15 protein-coding genes are annotated in these 15435 nt (G+C 38.5%); 10 read left to right on the forward strand and 5 right to left on the reverse strand.

Annotation, left to right across the window (positions count from 1 at the left end; all coding sequences use genetic code 11):
• The 3 genes from FYJ84_RS11055 to FYJ84_RS11065 all read right to left on the reverse strand — a co-directional run.
• Positions 1 to 889 (reverse strand): hypothetical protein (locus tag FYJ84_RS11055; protein WP_205764219.1); only part of this gene is annotated, 889 nt, incomplete at its 3' end.
• A gap of 51 nt (positions 890 to 940) precedes the next feature.
• Positions 941 to 1894, reverse strand: a complete 954-nt coding sequence (locus FYJ84_RS11060; protein WP_154407669.1) for an ATP-binding protein — start codon at positions 1892 to 1894, stop codon at positions 941 to 943.
• A gap of 4 nt (positions 1895 to 1898) precedes the next feature.
• Complete coding sequence (locus FYJ84_RS11065) at positions 1899 to 2174, reverse strand: hypothetical protein (RefSeq protein ID WP_154407670.1); 276 nt, start codon at positions 2172 to 2174, stop codon at positions 1899 to 1901.
• 623 nt (positions 2175 to 2797) lie between these two features.
• On the opposite strand from FYJ84_RS11065, the gene FYJ84_RS11070 reads away from it, so the two are divergent.
• The 7 genes from FYJ84_RS11070 to FYJ84_RS11100 all read left to right on the forward strand — a co-directional run bounded on the left by FYJ84_RS11070 (position 2798) and on the right by FYJ84_RS11100 (position 9945).
• Entirely contained in the window at positions 2798 to 3202 is a 405-nt protein-coding gene (locus FYJ84_RS11070) for a helix-turn-helix domain-containing protein (RefSeq protein ID WP_154407671.1), read from the forward strand.
• A gap of 114 nt (positions 3203 to 3316) precedes the next feature.
• A complete protein-coding gene (locus FYJ84_RS11075) occupies positions 3317 to 4156 on the forward strand; it encodes a Wzz/FepE/Etk N-terminal domain-containing protein (protein WP_154407672.1) in 840 nt (279 codons plus the stop codon).
• 39 nt (positions 4157 to 4195) lie between these two features.
• Positions 4196 to 5566, forward strand: a complete 1371-nt coding sequence (locus tag FYJ84_RS11080) for a sugar transferase (protein WP_154407673.1) — start codon at positions 4196 to 4198, stop codon at positions 5564 to 5566.
• 30 nt (positions 5567 to 5596) lie between these two features.
• The gene (locus FYJ84_RS11085; protein ID WP_154407674.1) at positions 5597 to 6409 is read left to right on the forward strand and encodes a glycosyltransferase; all 813 of its coding nucleotides are present in this window, start codon (positions 5597 to 5599) and stop codon (positions 6407 to 6409) included.
• Positions 6410 to 6516: 107 nt separating this feature from the next.
• Positions 6517 to 7599 (forward strand): EpsG family protein, encoded by a 1083-nt coding sequence (locus FYJ84_RS11090; RefSeq protein ID WP_154407675.1) that lies wholly within the window; start codon positions 6517 to 6519, stop codon positions 7597 to 7599.
• A 113-nt stretch (positions 7600 to 7712) separates the two neighbouring features.
• The gene (locus FYJ84_RS11095) at positions 7713 to 8846 is read left to right on the forward strand and encodes a glycosyltransferase (protein ID WP_154407676.1); all 1134 of its coding nucleotides are present in this window, start codon (positions 7713 to 7715) and stop codon (positions 8844 to 8846) included.
• Between the two features lie 37 nt (positions 8847 to 8883).
• Positions 8884 to 9945 (forward strand): glycosyltransferase family 4 protein, encoded by a 1062-nt coding sequence (locus FYJ84_RS11100; protein WP_154407677.1) that lies wholly within the window; start codon positions 8884 to 8886, stop codon positions 9943 to 9945.
• Positions 9946 to 10039: 94 nt separating this feature from the next.
• On the opposite strand, the gene FYJ84_RS11105 is transcribed toward FYJ84_RS11100, so the two are convergent.
• A complete protein-coding gene (locus tag FYJ84_RS11105; protein ID WP_154407678.1) occupies positions 10040 to 10399 on the reverse strand; it encodes a hypothetical protein in 360 nt (119 codons plus the stop codon).
• Positions 10400 to 10513: 114 nt separating this feature from the next.
• Positions 10514 to 11017 (reverse strand): PD-(D/E)XK nuclease family transposase, encoded by a 504-nt coding sequence (locus FYJ84_RS11110; RefSeq protein ID WP_154407679.1) that lies wholly within the window; start codon positions 11015 to 11017, stop codon positions 10514 to 10516.
• 397 nt (positions 11018 to 11414) lie between these two features.
• On the opposite strand from FYJ84_RS11110, the gene FYJ84_RS11115 reads away from it, so the two are divergent.
• From FYJ84_RS11115 to FYJ84_RS11125, 3 genes are all read left to right on the forward strand, one after another.
• Positions 11415 to 12275, forward strand: a complete 861-nt coding sequence (locus FYJ84_RS11115; RefSeq protein WP_154407680.1) for a glycosyltransferase family 2 protein — start codon at positions 11415 to 11417, stop codon at positions 12273 to 12275.
• A gap of 562 nt (positions 12276 to 12837) precedes the next feature.
• Complete coding sequence (locus FYJ84_RS11120; protein ID WP_154407681.1) at positions 12838 to 14577, forward strand: ABC transporter ATP-binding protein; 1740 nt, start codon at positions 12838 to 12840, stop codon at positions 14575 to 14577.
• 74 nt (positions 14578 to 14651) lie between these two features.
• Positions 14652 to 15371, forward strand: coding sequence for a hypothetical protein (locus tag FYJ84_RS11125; protein WP_154407682.1), 720 nt, complete (start codon positions 14652 to 14654; stop codon positions 15369 to 15371).
• Positions 15372 to 15435: the final 64 nt, after the last annotated feature.

A 15435-nucleotide genomic window follows, 5' to 3' on the forward strand; every position in this document is an offset into this window, starting at 1 on the left:
TGCCGTATTCAGCCAGGAAGCGGAGCAGCTTCACCTTGTCCGCAGAAGGGGGCTCTCGTTTGAAGTAGTCCATGTAGGCATCCTGGCAGAGCTGGTAATCCCCGCTGTTCTGACAGAATTCATTGACAGTCATAGGCACTTTTGCATTAGCCATATTATTGCCAATGCTATGGCAATTGCTATTACTGCTGCCGTTGTTTATATTTTTCTTTTCTGCCTGATCTGTCACTGTAGTAACGTGGGTAGTATTTCTTTTCTTTTCTTCTTCTTCTCTTATAGGGGAGTTTTCAGTTTTGTTTTCACTCAGTGAACACTCAACTGAAAACTCGGCTGAATTTTCAATTTTTGAATATTCATTTTCTGAAAACAAAACAGGTTCAATATGGTGATTTTCCAGGACTTTTGGCTGGGATTTTGCCTGCGAGTTTTCACTATCTGAACATTCAGTTATTGAACGTTCATTTTTTGAATATTCATTTATTGAATGTTCACTGGCTGAATGTTCATTATTTGAATGTTCAGTTATTGAATATTCACTGACTGAATGTTCATTAGGTGAAAAGCTGGCAGCTGCATTGCCGGGCAGGGGCAGCAGGCGGTATTCGGTCTGGCTGCGGTTGCCGTTCTGTGCCGGGCGGTAGTCAATATACCCAAGTTCCTTCAGGAGGCGGCGCATGTTGTACACGGTGTTGGGGCTGCCTACGTTGGCAAAAACCATCAGCTGCTGGATGGTGAATTTCAGCCATTCCTGCCGCCAGCAGGTACGGTTGAAGCTTTTGAACAGCATCAGGTAGAGCATCACGGCATTGGCCGGCAGAGTATCCTCGCTCATGCGGTCCAGGAAGCCGTTCATCTGGTTGATATAAGAAATTTTCTGCATAGTCTGCATAGTGATATTATCTCCCTTCTATGGCACATGGTATATGTCACATGTCACATATCATGCGATAACTGAAAATACATTCTTTCCCCGCAGGCTGGCGCAGTTGTGCTCCAGCACCAGGCAGCGTTCCCGGAGCCGTTCCATGATGCGGCCCGGGTACAGCTTGGCAAGCCCGGCAGGGGACAGGTTGGTGGTGATGATGAGGGCTCTGCCGTTGGCATGGCGCTGGAAGATAATCTGCTCCAGCTTGCTGCGGACGAAATCCGCATGGTGCCCCTCTGCCCCCAGGTCATCCAGCACCAGTATAGGCACGCTGCACAGCTTCTGCATGGTGCGGCAGTATTCGTCCTTGTTGCTCTTTTCCAGCATTACCAGCTTGTCCAGCATGCTCATCACCAGCTCAAACCGTGCCTCGATGCCGTGGGCAAAGGCTTCCAGCATGATGCTGCAGGCAAAGGTGGTCTTCAGGGTGCCGCAGGGACCGGTGAGAATCAGCCCGGTGCCCAGGTCGCAGCATTTTTCGATATTTTCCAGATAGCTGCATATCCGCATCCGGGGATATTCCAGTGCTTCCGGCAGTCCCTGCCGGATGATGTTCTCCATGGTGGCTGAATGAAACAATCTTGGGATGCCTGCCTCGGTGAGCCCCTGCTGGCACAGGAATTTCTTCTTGACCGCTTCCCGGTCACGCCGTGCCTGTTCCGCCATGGCAGCTTGCAGGTTTTTGGCATTCCGTTCTTCTACGGCATCATGCGGAGTTTTTACACCCAGCAGCTTGTTCAGCTCCCTGGTCTCTGCCTCCTGCTCCCGTTCCTGCTGGCGGCTGTGGATGTTCCTGCGGAGCCGGAGCAGGGCATCCCGTAGCTCCGGCGCCATTTCCTGCAGCCTGCGTACCTCATCCTGTGACAGTCCGTCATAGCTGCTGTCGGCATTGGCTGCATGTTTTGTGCTGTTCTCCGTAAGGCTGTCATCATAGCCCTTTTGGTTGGTAATAGAATTTTCTGTGTTCATGCTTTCATCCCCTTGTATTGCTTGTATTTTCTGTGTTATTCATGTTGCGGATATTGCTCATATTGCTTTTGGTATCCTGTGCGGTTGTAGCTGCAACCAGGTAATGCGCCCTGCGGTTAGGGTGGGTGACTATCAGGCGGCGGTCATCAACCAGTATCTTCCGCAGCTGGCAGAACTGCCCGTGGGAAATGCCCATGTGGCGGAGAATATGGTGCTCCGCCAGCTCTCCCTGTCCCAGTTCCCTAATAGCGTTCAGTAAATCATCGGGTGTGGCCTTCATAAAATCCCTCTCAATCTTTGTTTTCAATGTCTTTTAGTTTTTTACTTTTGCTTTGCCAATCCAGCTCAATCAGGTTGTAAAGGGGCTGAATTGTGCCTGTTTTTACGGAATTGGCGTCAATCAATACCCGAAAAACGTTAAAATACTGCCGAAATATGAAATTTTGTTCAATGCCTATTCAAACCTCCTCAATTTTGCGAATATTTTTCATAGCAGCAACAGATTGCATTTTACAGCGTATTGGCAAAAAAGTAAAGAGCAAAACTAAAAAATATGCCAATTCGATAAAATTTGCGAAAAAAGTTTTCAAGAATAGCTGATAATATTTATATAAATTAATATATCAATATAAATATATATATTTATATATAATGGCGTACTATAACCGGCAGGGAAAATGCATATACGTACCCGGCATGAGCTGTGTTTCGGGTTTTAGGAGATTCTTTAACGATTTAGAGCGAATAGAGCAAATGGTAACTTCCGCAAGACATGAGGGCCCCCGAAAAATTTTAATTTTTTGGGGTTAAATGTCTTGCGGGGGGGGGCGTTTGTGGTACTATAATGGACAGGAGAGTTACCAACAGGGTTAATTTGATTTAACAGGAGCGTGGGGATAGATCATGACTAGGTTCAGGGAGCTGCGCCTGCAGAAAGGATATACCCAGGAAGCCTTTAGAAAGATTTACAACGAAAGGTATAACAGGAACTATACATCGGCGGCTATATCCATGATAGAGCATGGGAAAAGGATGCCGGAGCTAGGGGCGCTGATAGATTTTGCAGATTTTTATGATGTGAGCTTGGATTATTTGCTGGGCAGGGATATGCCAGGCAATCAGGATCGCCAGATTTACAGGCAGCTGCGGGATATTATGGAGCGGCTGGACAGCATCAGGGTGGATGAAGGCAAGTCGGAGCTGCCCGTGGTGAAGGAGGATATTGAGATGCTAGGGTGCCTTTTGCAGCAGTCGGCTGTACTGGCAAAGCGTGTGGAGCTGGAGGACAACGCCTGGTACAGGTTTTAGCTGATGCGGTATGGCTATGGAGCGTGCATTGCAAGGCTGATTTATGCATAATGCGTTATGTGTTGTGGATTCTGTGCTATGTGTTGATTATGTTGTGTGTGTAAGGGAGAGCTTATGAAACAGGAAGATGTAAGGCAGGAAGATGCTATTGATTTGGGCAGGCTGCTGTCCATTGTTGTTGCCAAGAAAAAGGTTGTGGTGTGCATTGTTGCAGTGTGTACGGCAATAGCGGCCATAGTAGCCTTTGCTTTGCCTAAGGAATATACGTCTCAGGCGACAGTGCAGGTTGTGGACTGTGATATGGGACTGGGGAAAACAGCGGGTATTAATATTTCGACCGATATGGAGCTGGCAAAAAGCAATGAAGTGCTCAAGCCTGTTATAGAGCAGGTATTTACTGATTTAAATCCTGAGGACAGGCCTAATGTGGAAAATTTTGTCAAAAAGTATCTTGAGGTTACAAATCCTAAGGGAACTAGAATCATAAAAATAGTAGCAAGGGGGCGTACACCGCAGGATGCAAAGTATATAGCAGAAAATGTGTCAGCTAATTTTGTAAAGATTAAGGCTAAATCCAATGAGGATAAGAAATCTGTAGTTGTGGCTGCCTTTGACGAAAGCATAAAAAATGCAGTGAAGGAATCAGATGAGGCAACTGCTGCTATGGGAAAGTACATTGCTGAATATGGAAATAATACTGATGCGCTGGAATATCAGAGGCTAATCCGGGAAGTGGAAGCAAAGAAGGCAGCTTACGAAGCTTTGGTGGTGCAGGCGGAACAGGCAAAAATCCAGCAATCTGGTAATGTTATCCAATTGGTGGATGCAGCAAATATGCCGGATGAAAATAATCTGTCCGGCCCTAAAAGAAAGCTGATTATAGCTATCGGCTTTGTGATTGGCTGCATGATTGCTCTAGGATATGGGTTGCTGCTTTACAAGAAGGATGCATAATGGATTGGATGATTTTGGGAAATGGGTAAGGGTGGTTCAATGCATGCAAGTAATTTCAAGACATCTCGTAAGGCTATGATGCTGCTGGGGGATATTGTACTTATCAGCATGGCATATATATTGGCTACAGCCATGTTTTTCAACAGGGTGGCGGCCGTGGAAAATGTTTTTCTTTATAATGGCCTGCTGCCGTTACTGCTGGTTATTACAGGACTTCTGCTGAACGTTAATGGCTTGTACAGCATCATATACAAGAAATTTGCCGAGGTGTTGCTGGGGCTGCTGGTTACTCATGCGTGTGTGCTGATACTGGTAATGTCCCTGAGCTATTTGGCAAAGGATTATACCTATTCCCGCTGGGTGCTTTTGATTGCCTTGATTTTACAGTGCATATTCCTGACGGCATGGCGATTTCTTTCATGGTACATGGGAAGAAGCATCCTGAACAAGAGAAGCATTCTGCTGGCTGGTTCTGAGGCAGAATGTAACCATGTATATAACAGGCTCAGGAGGCAGCCACAGCTGAACATGCAGCTGAAATATGTCTGCACGGATGTGTCAAACGGCTCCTGGCGAGAGCCCGCCGACAAGGTGGACATGGTGATGGTCTGTGCAGGCATGTCGCATCAGGAAAAGACAGATATTGTGAATTACTGCTATGGCCATGGCAAGGAAATAATGCTTATACCGAAATCTTTTGAGATTTTTTGCAGCGGGGCAAAGCTTGACAAGATAGACGATATTCCTGTGTTCAGGTTTCAGAGACTGCAGCCTTCCTTGGAGGTACGCATTATGAAGCGTACATTGGACATTCTGGTGGCTCTTATAGGTTTTGTTTGTGCTCTGCCGTTTATGGCAGTTACGGCTATAGCCATCAAGCTTGGAGATCCCGGGCCGGTTCTGTATAGCCAGGTGAGGACGGGCAGGGATGGCAGGGAATTCAGGATTTATAAATTCCGTACCATGCGGGTGGATGCGGAGAAGTACAGCGGTCCCATGCTGGCACAGGAACATGACCCGCGCATCACCAGGCTGGGAAGGTTTCTACGGGCAGTGCGCTTTGATGAGCTGCCTCAGATATGGAATGTGCTGAATGGTGACATGAGTATCGTAGGGCCGAGGCCTGAAAGACCGTTCTTTGTGGAGCAGTTTGTACAGAAAATGCCTGAGTATGCCTACAGGCACAATGTCAAGCCGGGAATTACTGGCCTTGCACAGGTCTACGGCAAGTACAATACCACCCCCTTTGACAAGCTGGTGTATGACCTGATGTATATTCAGAATTGCAGCCTGAGGACGGATTTGACCATTATTATTCAGACTGTCATGGTGCTGTTTACCAGGAGTGCTACTGAGGGAACCGGGATAAATCAAAAGTATATTAATTTTGATAAGTATAATGTGAATTAGTTTTAGTTTATGAAATGGGTATGGTAAATAGTGAAATTTTCAGTATTGATGTCAGTGTACAAAAATGAAAATCCAGAATGGTTCAGGGAGTCTGTAAAAAGTATTGTAGAGCAGACTGTAAAACCTGATGAAATATTGATCGTGCAGGATGGAATGTTAAATGATGACTTATATTCTGTATGTGATGAATTAAAACAATGCTATCCTGAGATTCGGTATTTGAAACTTGATAAAAATTATGGGTTAGGTATGGCACTGCATTATGGTGTAAAAGCTTGTAAAAATGAGTTGATTGCTCGTATGGATACTGATGATATCGCTGTTGAAAATAGATTTGAATTGCAATTACAGCAATTTTTAGAGCAGCCAGATTTATCTATTTGCGGTGGGAATATTGTTGAGTTCAATCACAATGTTGATGATATAGTTTCCATGCGTACTGTTCCATATAGCATGAAAGCTATTGTGGAATATTGCAAATCTAGAAATCCTTTTAATCACATGACAGTCATGTTCAAGAAAAGTACTGTATTAGCTGCTGGAAACTATCAGACATTTCATCTTATGGAAGATTATTATCTTTGGTATAGGATGATAAAAAATAATTGTCAAATGTGTAATTTGGACACTGTTTTAGTAAAAGTCAGGGTTGGCAATGGTATGTATGACAGGCGGGGAGGGTTTAGTTATTTTTTGAATGAAAGAAAATTGTTTACTGTTATGTATAAGGATGGATTTATCAGTATCAGTAAGTTTTGTTATGTAACACTTGTAAGAATGGTTATGAGAATATTACCAGATAAGTTCAGAAAAGTTATATATACATTTGCTTTACGAAAATAAGATTTCTTTCATAAAGGTAGAGCATAATGCAAGATTATTTTATGAAAAGTAATATTTTTGTGTGAGCGATATTGGTTTGTACATCCATATTATATTTAGGAGAAAATATGATATTAGAAATGTATTGGTTGTATTATCTAATCTTTTTGTGGAGTATATTATCTTTTTTGGTTATGAAGTATGTTCATATTTCTAATTGTATCAAATACTATTTAGCTATTAATTATATTCCACTAGCCTTTATTCTTGCTTATAGAGCTCCAAGCGTTGGAGCGGATACATGGGCATATATAGAGGCATTTAACTATCTGTCTGTAACACCTATTGACGGTTTTTTTGTAGAGAGTTTTGAATGTGGTTATGTTTTATTAAATAAATTAGTTTATGTTCTTGGTGGTAATGGTGTTGATGTGATAAAAATTGTGGCAATTTTGAGCGTAAGTCTTTTAGCTGGATTTTTTTATAAATATTCTAAAAGTGTCGTTTTGTCTACTGTAATTTTTATCGGATTTGGAATGATGTTTCCAATGATGAATCTGATACGTCAGGTTCTTGCTGCTGTTATAGTACTGTGGGCTATGGGAAAACTCAGCGAGAATAAAAGAACTTGGTCTGTAATATTGATTTTCTTGGCATCTACTATTCATGTTACCGTTTTTCCTTTCATTGTATTTGTAATTTTACATCCATTAAATGTGAAGAAAATATTGCTAGCAGTTACTTTAGGTATTATGTTGGTATGTGTTATAGAGGCAAATGGGTTATTTTTTTTGCTGGATTTTTCTCTTCTCAATGAATCGAAATATATAAGTTATATTGGTAGTGAATTCGATGTTTCGAAAGAGTATGGTGCATTAGTTATATGTGCATTGTTTTGTTTTTGCTTGTTTGCAAGTGGATGCTACAAATATATTTACAAGTCTTCCAATGAGCAGTTATTAGCTATATCAACACTGGCTATGTATATTTCAGCCATAGTGATTTTGCTAGGTTACAAAGTGGACATACTGGGACGATTTATATATCCTTATTTTCTGTATCTTTGTATTTTGTTGCCAGCCTTTTGTAATTTGAAGCATGGTATAGGCAAAGTATGTGTTTATGTAATTGTAGTTGTGGCTGCATTTGTGTATTTTACAAAGTCATTAGGTGTGTTACGTGACGGTTATATTTATAATTTAGGTATTTGATATGAAATTGTATGTTTTAAATTGAATAAATGTAGGATGCAACGAAAATTATTAATGAGTTACATGGTGTTTTAAATTTTTTGTAACGTTAAAACAATTTTTGGGGTAATAATATGAAAAAAATACTATATGTTATATCGTCACTAGAAAATAGTGGTCCAGTAAAGGTTTTATACAATCTCATATTTCATCTTAATAAGCAAAAATATGAGGTAAGCGTGTTAGCGTTGTCTTATGCTAAAAAGAATGATTTAACATCTGTTTTTAAATCGTTGGGGATAAATGTATATGTTTTAAATCTTTCGAGATTAATGTTTTTTATAAAAGGGAGAAGGGAGTTAAGCAAGTTTATGTGCTATATCAAGCCTGATATAGTGCATACGCAGTGCTTTAGATCAACCCTCTTTATGCAATATTTTGCCACAAAAGTTAACCTGTTCACAACGATACATTGCGTATTTTATCAAGATTTTGTATTTTCTTACGGGTATTTTCTAGGAAGTTTAATGATAAGATTGTATATAAATGCCTTAAAAAAATATGACATATGCATAGCTTGTTCTGAGACAGCGAAAAGATTACTTTTAGAAAAATATAAATTAAATTTAACATATGTAAGGAATGGTACACAAATTCCTAAAGCAGAACATATAAAAGATGAATTGTTGTTGACAAAAAAACGTAATGCACTGGGGATAACAGGATATAAGAAAGTATTTATTTGCACAGGTCGTATATGTATTGGAAAAAATCAGGCTCAAATATTAAGATGCTTAAGGAAAATCGATAATATTTGTGTAATATTTTTAGGAAATGGACCTGATTTTGAAAAATTACGCAAAAGTGCTCCTAAAAATGCTATTTTTCTTGGGAACGTAAACAATGTTTATGACTATTTATCAATGGCTGATGGGTTTATATCTGCGTCGTTTTCTGAAGGTATGCCAAATGCAGTATTGGAAGCGTTAATGATGGGATTACCTTGTATTTTATCTAATATAGAACCGCATTGTGAAATAAAAAAACTTTATCCGGAGGCATGCGATTTATATAAAGTTAATGATGATGATGATTTAGTTGCATGCTTTTGTGAAGTGATAAAGAGAGAGTTTTCCTGTGATTCATATGAAAATATATCAAGTAAATCTAGAGAATTATTTTCCAGCAGTGTTATGAGCAGAAAGTATCAGAATATTTATGATGAGTTTAGTTTGGTAAATAGTCTTAGTGTATTAGAAAAGATATAGTAAAGTTTATTGAGTAGTTATTATTGAAGAGGTTACTATGAATCTATCTATTTGTATGTCAGGGCGTAATGCTGTAGGTGATGGTTATAGGGATATAATGAATAATATAGTGAATCCTGAAGATTATATTGTTATTATTCCTAGAGGTTATAAAAAAGAAGAATTTAATAAAAATTTTCATAAAGTAATAACAGATGATGTTACAAAAACTACCTTCCAATATTTTAATGCTATTAGATTTGCTTTCAGACTTCGTGTAATGATACGTAAGGAAAAAATCAAAAATATATTTATATATTTTGATAATCAATGGTTCATCCCTATTTTTAGATGTTTTTTAATTGGCTTAGATGTCAAGTTATTATGTTGGATACATGATCCAACATTGCATATTGGCGTAAACAAAAAAGATAGATTAATTAGATGGCTGAATAAGTGTTTTTTATTTAACAGAGTTAATTTATTTATAGTTGCTTATACTGAAGGATTTGATGTTTTGGTAAGTGAGTATAAAATTCCTCATAATAAAATAAGATGTATTTATTTACCTGAAATGTCATCAATGGAGTTTCCAGATATTGCTGAGTCTAAAGAAAGTATAAAATATGACTTTATATTTTGGGGAAGGATTGAAGCATATAAAGGTATAGACAGAATTATAGATTTGTCAAAAGCTATGCTGGATAAAAAGTTTTTGATAATAGGTTGTGGAAAATGTGAGGCTATGGTTAAGGAAAAATGTTTAAATTTACACAATATCTATTTTATAAATGAATATGTAAGTGATTATGACTTGGCAAAATATATCAAAGCTTCAAAATATGTTTTGTTACCGTATATTGCTACAACTGGTTCTCAAACCGTTAGTATTGCTAATTATTATGGTAAACCTGTAATTGCTTCCAATACAGGTTGCTTTAAAGATTATATAACAGATAATATCAATGGAATAAAGCTTTCTTTTGACAAAGAGGAAGATACTATTGGCATTATCAGAAATTTGGATAATATACATTTTGATGAAAAAGTAATAAGACGATATTGTAATAAAAATTTTTCAATATATAGTATTGTAAATAGTATTGCAAATAGTATATAAGTGTCAGAGTTTATCCGGGCAAGCAGGATATCTGGCACAAAAATCAGCCAGTGCTAATCTGCGTTAGCACTGGCTGATGCGAGTGAGGAGATGGTTAATGCAGGCTAGCGGCAACCGCTGAAAGTTCTTCAGCAGTGTAGCGGCCAGTGGCCTTGAGTGCTTCGATATTAGTGAAACCATCAATTATCATATTGCGTATGGTTTCTAATTTTCCTTTGCGCTCTCCTTTGCGTTCTCCATCGAGAAATCCTTTCTCACGGATACCTGAACTTAAATTGCACATATCGTTCATCTCCTTTTCTAGTTTGATAGTCATAGGAAGATTATGTTCTTCCTGTAATTTCTTTTTCTTGGTTTCTGTATCCATCCTGGCGAGTAAGGTGTCCAGCATGGAAATGAACTGGTGGTGGCTGTGGTCAGGCTTGCCGCTGAGATGGATGAAGGTGATATTCATCAGGTCACAGTTTTTGTATAGCTTCAGTTTATCGTTGCTCTGATAGATGATATGGGGCTCAAAGGAATAATTGATGATTGAGTCCTTCTTGTCCTCGGGGCAGTCCATGCAAATCTAGATACTGTAGACCTTTTTCATATTGTCGTACTGCTCTTGGTCTGAGCCGTCGTTGGTAAACTCCACGGAAAGCTGGGCTGAAATAAGCCGGGCTGCGTAGAAGATACCGCGGTTCAGGAGGCTGTAGCCGGGATTGCTTTTCTGCTGGGCTTCGATGTTGATGATGATTTTGCTCTTGCTGCCGTCAGGCAGGGTGATGGTAAAGCGGATATCAAAGATAGCTCGGCCTTCGCCAGGAATTTTGCTTTCCAGTTCGTCATTGACGATTTTTCTGTTGGTTAGCCCCGGTTCCACAAATACTTGGCTGATTTTGATTGAGTCTGCATCAATGCATTGTTCAATCATGGGAATGGAAAAGTTTTCTAATTCCTTGACTGTGTATTTGGTAATGGGGGCCAGCAACGGGATATTGCCAAGGACACGCTTGACGCTCATGTCGTAGCGTATGTCGAGATTTTCTGCCTCAATGTCACTGGCGAGGATAGTTTTGATATCTGGCAACGTACTTCCTCCTTCATTATACCACAAAGTGATATGGATTTGTATGTGTGCAGGCCTGCATTTTCAGATAGATAGATTTCTCATATAGAGTCATATGAAGTCATACAGATAAGAAATTTCTTAACTTAATTTTATAACAATTTGTGCGTATTGCATAGCTTTAACGCATTAGGTATGAAGAAATTTTGCTAAATTTCGCGAATCTTTTTAAGTATTATATGAAATCTTGCCAATAAAATGGAAAAAGACACTGTGTGCAGATGATTTTACTTTGTATGGATACGTTTATGTCAGTGGTATTGGATTGAAGTCAGGTTCTATCAGTATTTATGAGGATATGAGATATATAGTTCCTGAGCGTTCATAAAAATATTTTATATTGTGGGGAGGAAAATGGATGTATAGACCTAAAATTACAATTATTACAGCCGTATACAACCGCGTTGATAAAATTGAGCAATGTATATCCAGCGTTGTCAATCAAACATATAGTAACTTGGAGTATATAATTATAGATGGTGGTTCAACGGATGGTACTGTAGATGTTATAAAAAAATATGCTGATAAAATTGCATATTGGTGCAGTGAGCCGGATAAAGGTATATACGATGCCTGGAATAAAGCTTTACAACATGTAACGGGAGATTATGTATTGTTTATGGGTTCCGATGATGCACTTTGTGATTATCAAACTATTAGTAGAGTTGTTAGTGAATTAAATTGCGATGTAGATATACTAAGTGGGTGCTTTTATACAGTTGTTGAGAAGGAAAATATGGATGTATATTCTACAAATGAGTACATGTTAGAACAAAAGTCGTTTCCGGGATATGGTATTCCAACTCAAGGTTTATTTATAAGAAGCAGTTTATTTCATGAAAATGAATTTGATATATCATACAAAATTGCAGCAGATTTTAAATTTACTGTAAGACTATATTATGATTCAAATGTTAAGTTCAAATATATCACACAGCCAATTCAATTTTTTGAAGATGGTGGGATTAGCAGCACTCAGGCAACAGCTTGTCGTAACGAATATGAACGGATTTATCAAGAACTTGGGTTGGTACAGTTTTTGAAGACTAAAAGAAAAGCTTCATATAAAAATAGAGTAGTTAATTGCGCTAAAGATTTTTGTAAAATGCTTGGGATATTTGATGCAATAAAAAGATTTTACCATATAACTATAAAAGGAGATTGGAAGAAGCATCATTGCAATAATAAAATATGTCGCTGGTGTGGAAGATATGAATAATAGGTATATGGCATATATTTCTTAATAAAAAAAGCCGCAGGTTTGCGGCTTTGAGACATATTTTATATTAGATTAGTTGTAGAGCAAAGCAAGATAGCGGGGGTATTCGGAGTTTTCAATGCCCATAGTAGCCATAGCTTCTTCAGCAGACCAACACTTGTTTTTCATGAGGTTTTTGATGATACTGATAGTGCCACGTTCCTCGCCGAGTTAGATGAGGGATTTTCTTTCCTCGTCTTTGTTATATTCGAACCCAAACATGTTGATAACCTCGCTTTCGTTGTCAGTAAGATAGTCAGTCATAATGTCATTTTTTAGGCAGTAGTCGATGGCCATACGGCCTGAATCATTTGTTGAATTGTTCTGACTGCGATATTCCTTTAATTTATTGGAGAATTTCTAGGGTAGGCATGTAAACCGGAATGCTACAACATAAAAGTTTTTATACATTAATTTTATAACACTTCTAGTGAAAAAGATAGATTGAAGCACTTTAATTATGAAGGAATTTTCTAAGTTTGATTGGATTTCTTTAATACGAAATATTTTATAAGGAGGAAAAATGGAGTCTATATTGCAAATATTTACGATATTTACACCTAAACAGCTAAGGTATTGCGGATTCATTGTTTTTACTATGATAATTGGTGCCATTCTGGAAGCGGTGGGCATAGGAGCTATTTTGCCGCTGATATCTGTTATGGGACAACCTGATTTTCTGCAGAGACATGGCGAGATTGCTAACATTACAAGTGAAATTGGTATTGTGGATCATAAAGGTTTTATAGTATTTTGTGCCTGTGGGCTAATTTTGTGGTATTTACTAAAAAACATGTATATCGCTTGGCAGACTAAATTGCAGATTGATTTCTCCATGCATAATCAGTTGAAGTTTTCAAAAGATCTAATGGAAAATTATCTGACTAAGCCATATGTTTTTCACTTAAATCATAACTCTGCGACGCTTTTGAGAAATGTAACTAATGTCGGGCTAGTAATATTTGCTGGTATGCTGGTACAGACTTTTACACTGGTGACAGAAATGATAACAGTTATTATCATTTGGTTAATGCTGGTGATAGTTGATGCTTTTACGGCGATTGTTGTTGCTGGTGTTATGGGAGCTATGATGTATGGCATTATAAAGTCATTTCGCAAGCGTATCTCCAAGCAGGGACAGGTGCAAAATCAATACTCATCACAGTACATCAAGTGTGTCAAGCAAAGCTTGGGTGCCATAAAAGAAACAAAAGTGTTATGTAAGGAGGCATCCTTCTTAAGTGAATTTGATAGGACATATACGCAGTATGGCGAGGCTAATCGCAAGTTCATGTTCCTCAATCAGGTTCCACGCATGATGATTGAAACATTGGTAGTTAGTGGTTTGCTGGTCTTAATTGTGGTGAAGTTGTTGATGGGAAACAGCCCTATGGATATTGTTCCGTTGCTAGGAGTATTGGCTTTAGCGGCATTCCGGCTCATGCCTAGTGCTAATCGCATTGTTAATCTTTACAACAGCATCAAATTTCAACAGCCTTTCTTTTATGAATTGTATCCTGAACTGATGGACATAAAGGAAAGAGCAATAAAAAAGCAGGATTCTTACTACCTGAGTGAACAGCCTAAATTGGAATTTTCAAATTGTATTCAGATAGACAACCTGCATTTTTCTTATCCAGAGAGCAAGGATGAAGTTTTGCATGGTGTTTCATTTGAGATAAGAAAAGGTGACTTTGTCGGGATAGTAGGAGCATCCGGTGCAGGCAAGACTACATTTGTGGATATTATGCTTGGACTCTTACGGCCAACGGCTGGATATATAAGCGTGGATGGCAAGGATATTTTTCAGAATATTCGTAGTTGGCAAGCGAATTTGGCTTATGTCCCTCAAAGTATCTACCTTGTTGATGGCACAGTGAAGGAAAATATCGCACTTGGGGAGTCGTTGCAGGATATTGATATCAACAGGATGGAAAAAAGCCTGAAGATGGCAGAGCTTTATGACTTTGTTATGGATATGCCTGATGGATTGGATACCATAGTTGGCGAAAGGGGGGTGAAGCTATCTGGTGGACAGCGGCAGCGTATCGGTATCGCCAGGGCATTATATCAGCAGCCGGAGGTGCTTATACTAGATGAGGCTACCTCGGCATTGGATACTGAAACAGAGAAAAGTATTACAGACACTACACTGAAATTCAAAGGACATATTACGATAATTGCTATAGCTCATAGGTTGAGTACATTGGCAGAGTGTGATTATAAGATTGATTTTAAGGATGGTTTGGCTAATAGGCTGTGAACGTAATATTTTTATATGTATTTAGTAAGTTACGTTATTATGCTCATTAAATTATGATTACAAGGAGTGTTTTTATGTTTAAAAAAATAAGAAATTTTAAAGGATATTTAAAAAGTTTAGGAGGGGTAAGCAGGGAACTTTTGTGGGCTCAGATATGGCATGATACTGCAAAGGGATGTGAATGGCTTGGAGAAGATTTTGGCGTTTCGCCTGGTAGATGGGCTGTTGGATATGATTATTTATATGTAATGACACGAGTACTAGAAGAACTTAGACCTAAAAATGTATTAGATATAGGTTTGGGAATTTCTACATCTTTGCTCTCAAGGTATTTTGATTATTATAAATATGATAATGGTAAGCATGTTGTTATAGAGCACGATGAAAGCTGGATTAATTTTTATACACAGAGGCATAAAATTTCCGATTGTACACAGATAAGCAATAGTCCTTTAATAGAAAAAAACGTTGAAGGTTATAATTTTAAAGCATATAAAGATTTTTCTGACATAGTTCATAATAGAAAATTTGATGTGATTTCTATTGATGGGCCTTTTGGTAGTAGCGGAAAATATTCAAGGCGAGACATTTTGAGTGTTATACCTACTATCTTAGGTGATAGTTTTGTAGTTGTTCTTGATGATATGCATAGAGTTGGTGAGCAGAATACATTTGAGGAGATTAAGCGAATACTATCCTCAAATGGGATTGCATATGAATTTGGCCTATATACTGGTGAAAAATGTTGTGGTGTTATTGTATCAGAGGATAACAAATTTATATGCAGTATGTAACTAAAATGGCGTTTCTTTAGGAAGGCATGGATTATGCAGGTAAAAGTAGTGCGTAAATAAGTGA

The sequence above is a fragment of the Anaerovibrio slackiae genome (assembly GCF_009695585.1).
Taxonomy (GTDB): domain Bacteria; phylum Bacillota; class Negativicutes; order Selenomonadales; family Selenomonadaceae; genus Anaerovibrio; species Anaerovibrio slackiae.

Excerpts from the sequence above, each read along its gene's own strand:
- FYJ84_RS11105 (WP_154407678.1), bottom strand. The coding sequence starts at position 10,399 with ATGAATATCACCTTCATCCATCTCAGCGGCAAGCCTGACCACAGCCAC.
- FYJ84_RS11075 (WP_154407672.1), top strand. The coding sequence starts at position 3,317 with ATGAAACAGGAAGATGTAAGGCAGGAAGATGCTATTGATTTGGGCAGG.
- FYJ84_RS11100 (WP_154407677.1), top strand. The coding sequence starts at position 8,884 with ATGAATCTATCTATTTGTATGTCAGGGCGTAATGCTGTAGGTGATGGT.
- FYJ84_RS11125 (WP_154407682.1), top strand. The coding sequence starts at position 14,652 with ATGTTTAAAAAAATAAGAAATTTTAAAGGATATTTAAAAAGTTTAGGA.
- FYJ84_RS11065 (WP_154407670.1), bottom strand. The coding sequence starts at position 2,174 with ATGAAGGCCACACCCGATGATTTACTGAACGCTATTAGGGAACTGGGA.
- FYJ84_RS11060 (WP_154407669.1), bottom strand. The coding sequence starts at position 1,894 with ATGAACACAGAAAATTCTATTACCAACCAAAAGGGCTATGATGACAGC.
- FYJ84_RS11080 (WP_154407673.1), top strand. The coding sequence starts at position 4,196 with ATGCATGCAAGTAATTTCAAGACATCTCGTAAGGCTATGATGCTGCTG.
- FYJ84_RS11095 (WP_154407676.1), top strand. The coding sequence starts at position 7,713 with ATGAAAAAAATACTATATGTTATATCGTCACTAGAAAATAGTGGTCCA.
- FYJ84_RS11120 (WP_154407681.1), top strand. The coding sequence starts at position 12,838 with ATGGAGTCTATATTGCAAATATTTACGATATTTACACCTAAACAGCTA.
- FYJ84_RS11115 (WP_154407680.1), top strand. The coding sequence starts at position 11,415 with ATGTATAGACCTAAAATTACAATTATTACAGCCGTATACAACCGCGTT.
- FYJ84_RS11070 (WP_154407671.1), top strand. The coding sequence starts at position 2,798 with ATGACTAGGTTCAGGGAGCTGCGCCTGCAGAAAGGATATACCCAGGAA.
- FYJ84_RS11090 (WP_154407675.1), top strand. The coding sequence starts at position 6,517 with ATGATATTAGAAATGTATTGGTTGTATTATCTAATCTTTTTGTGGAGT.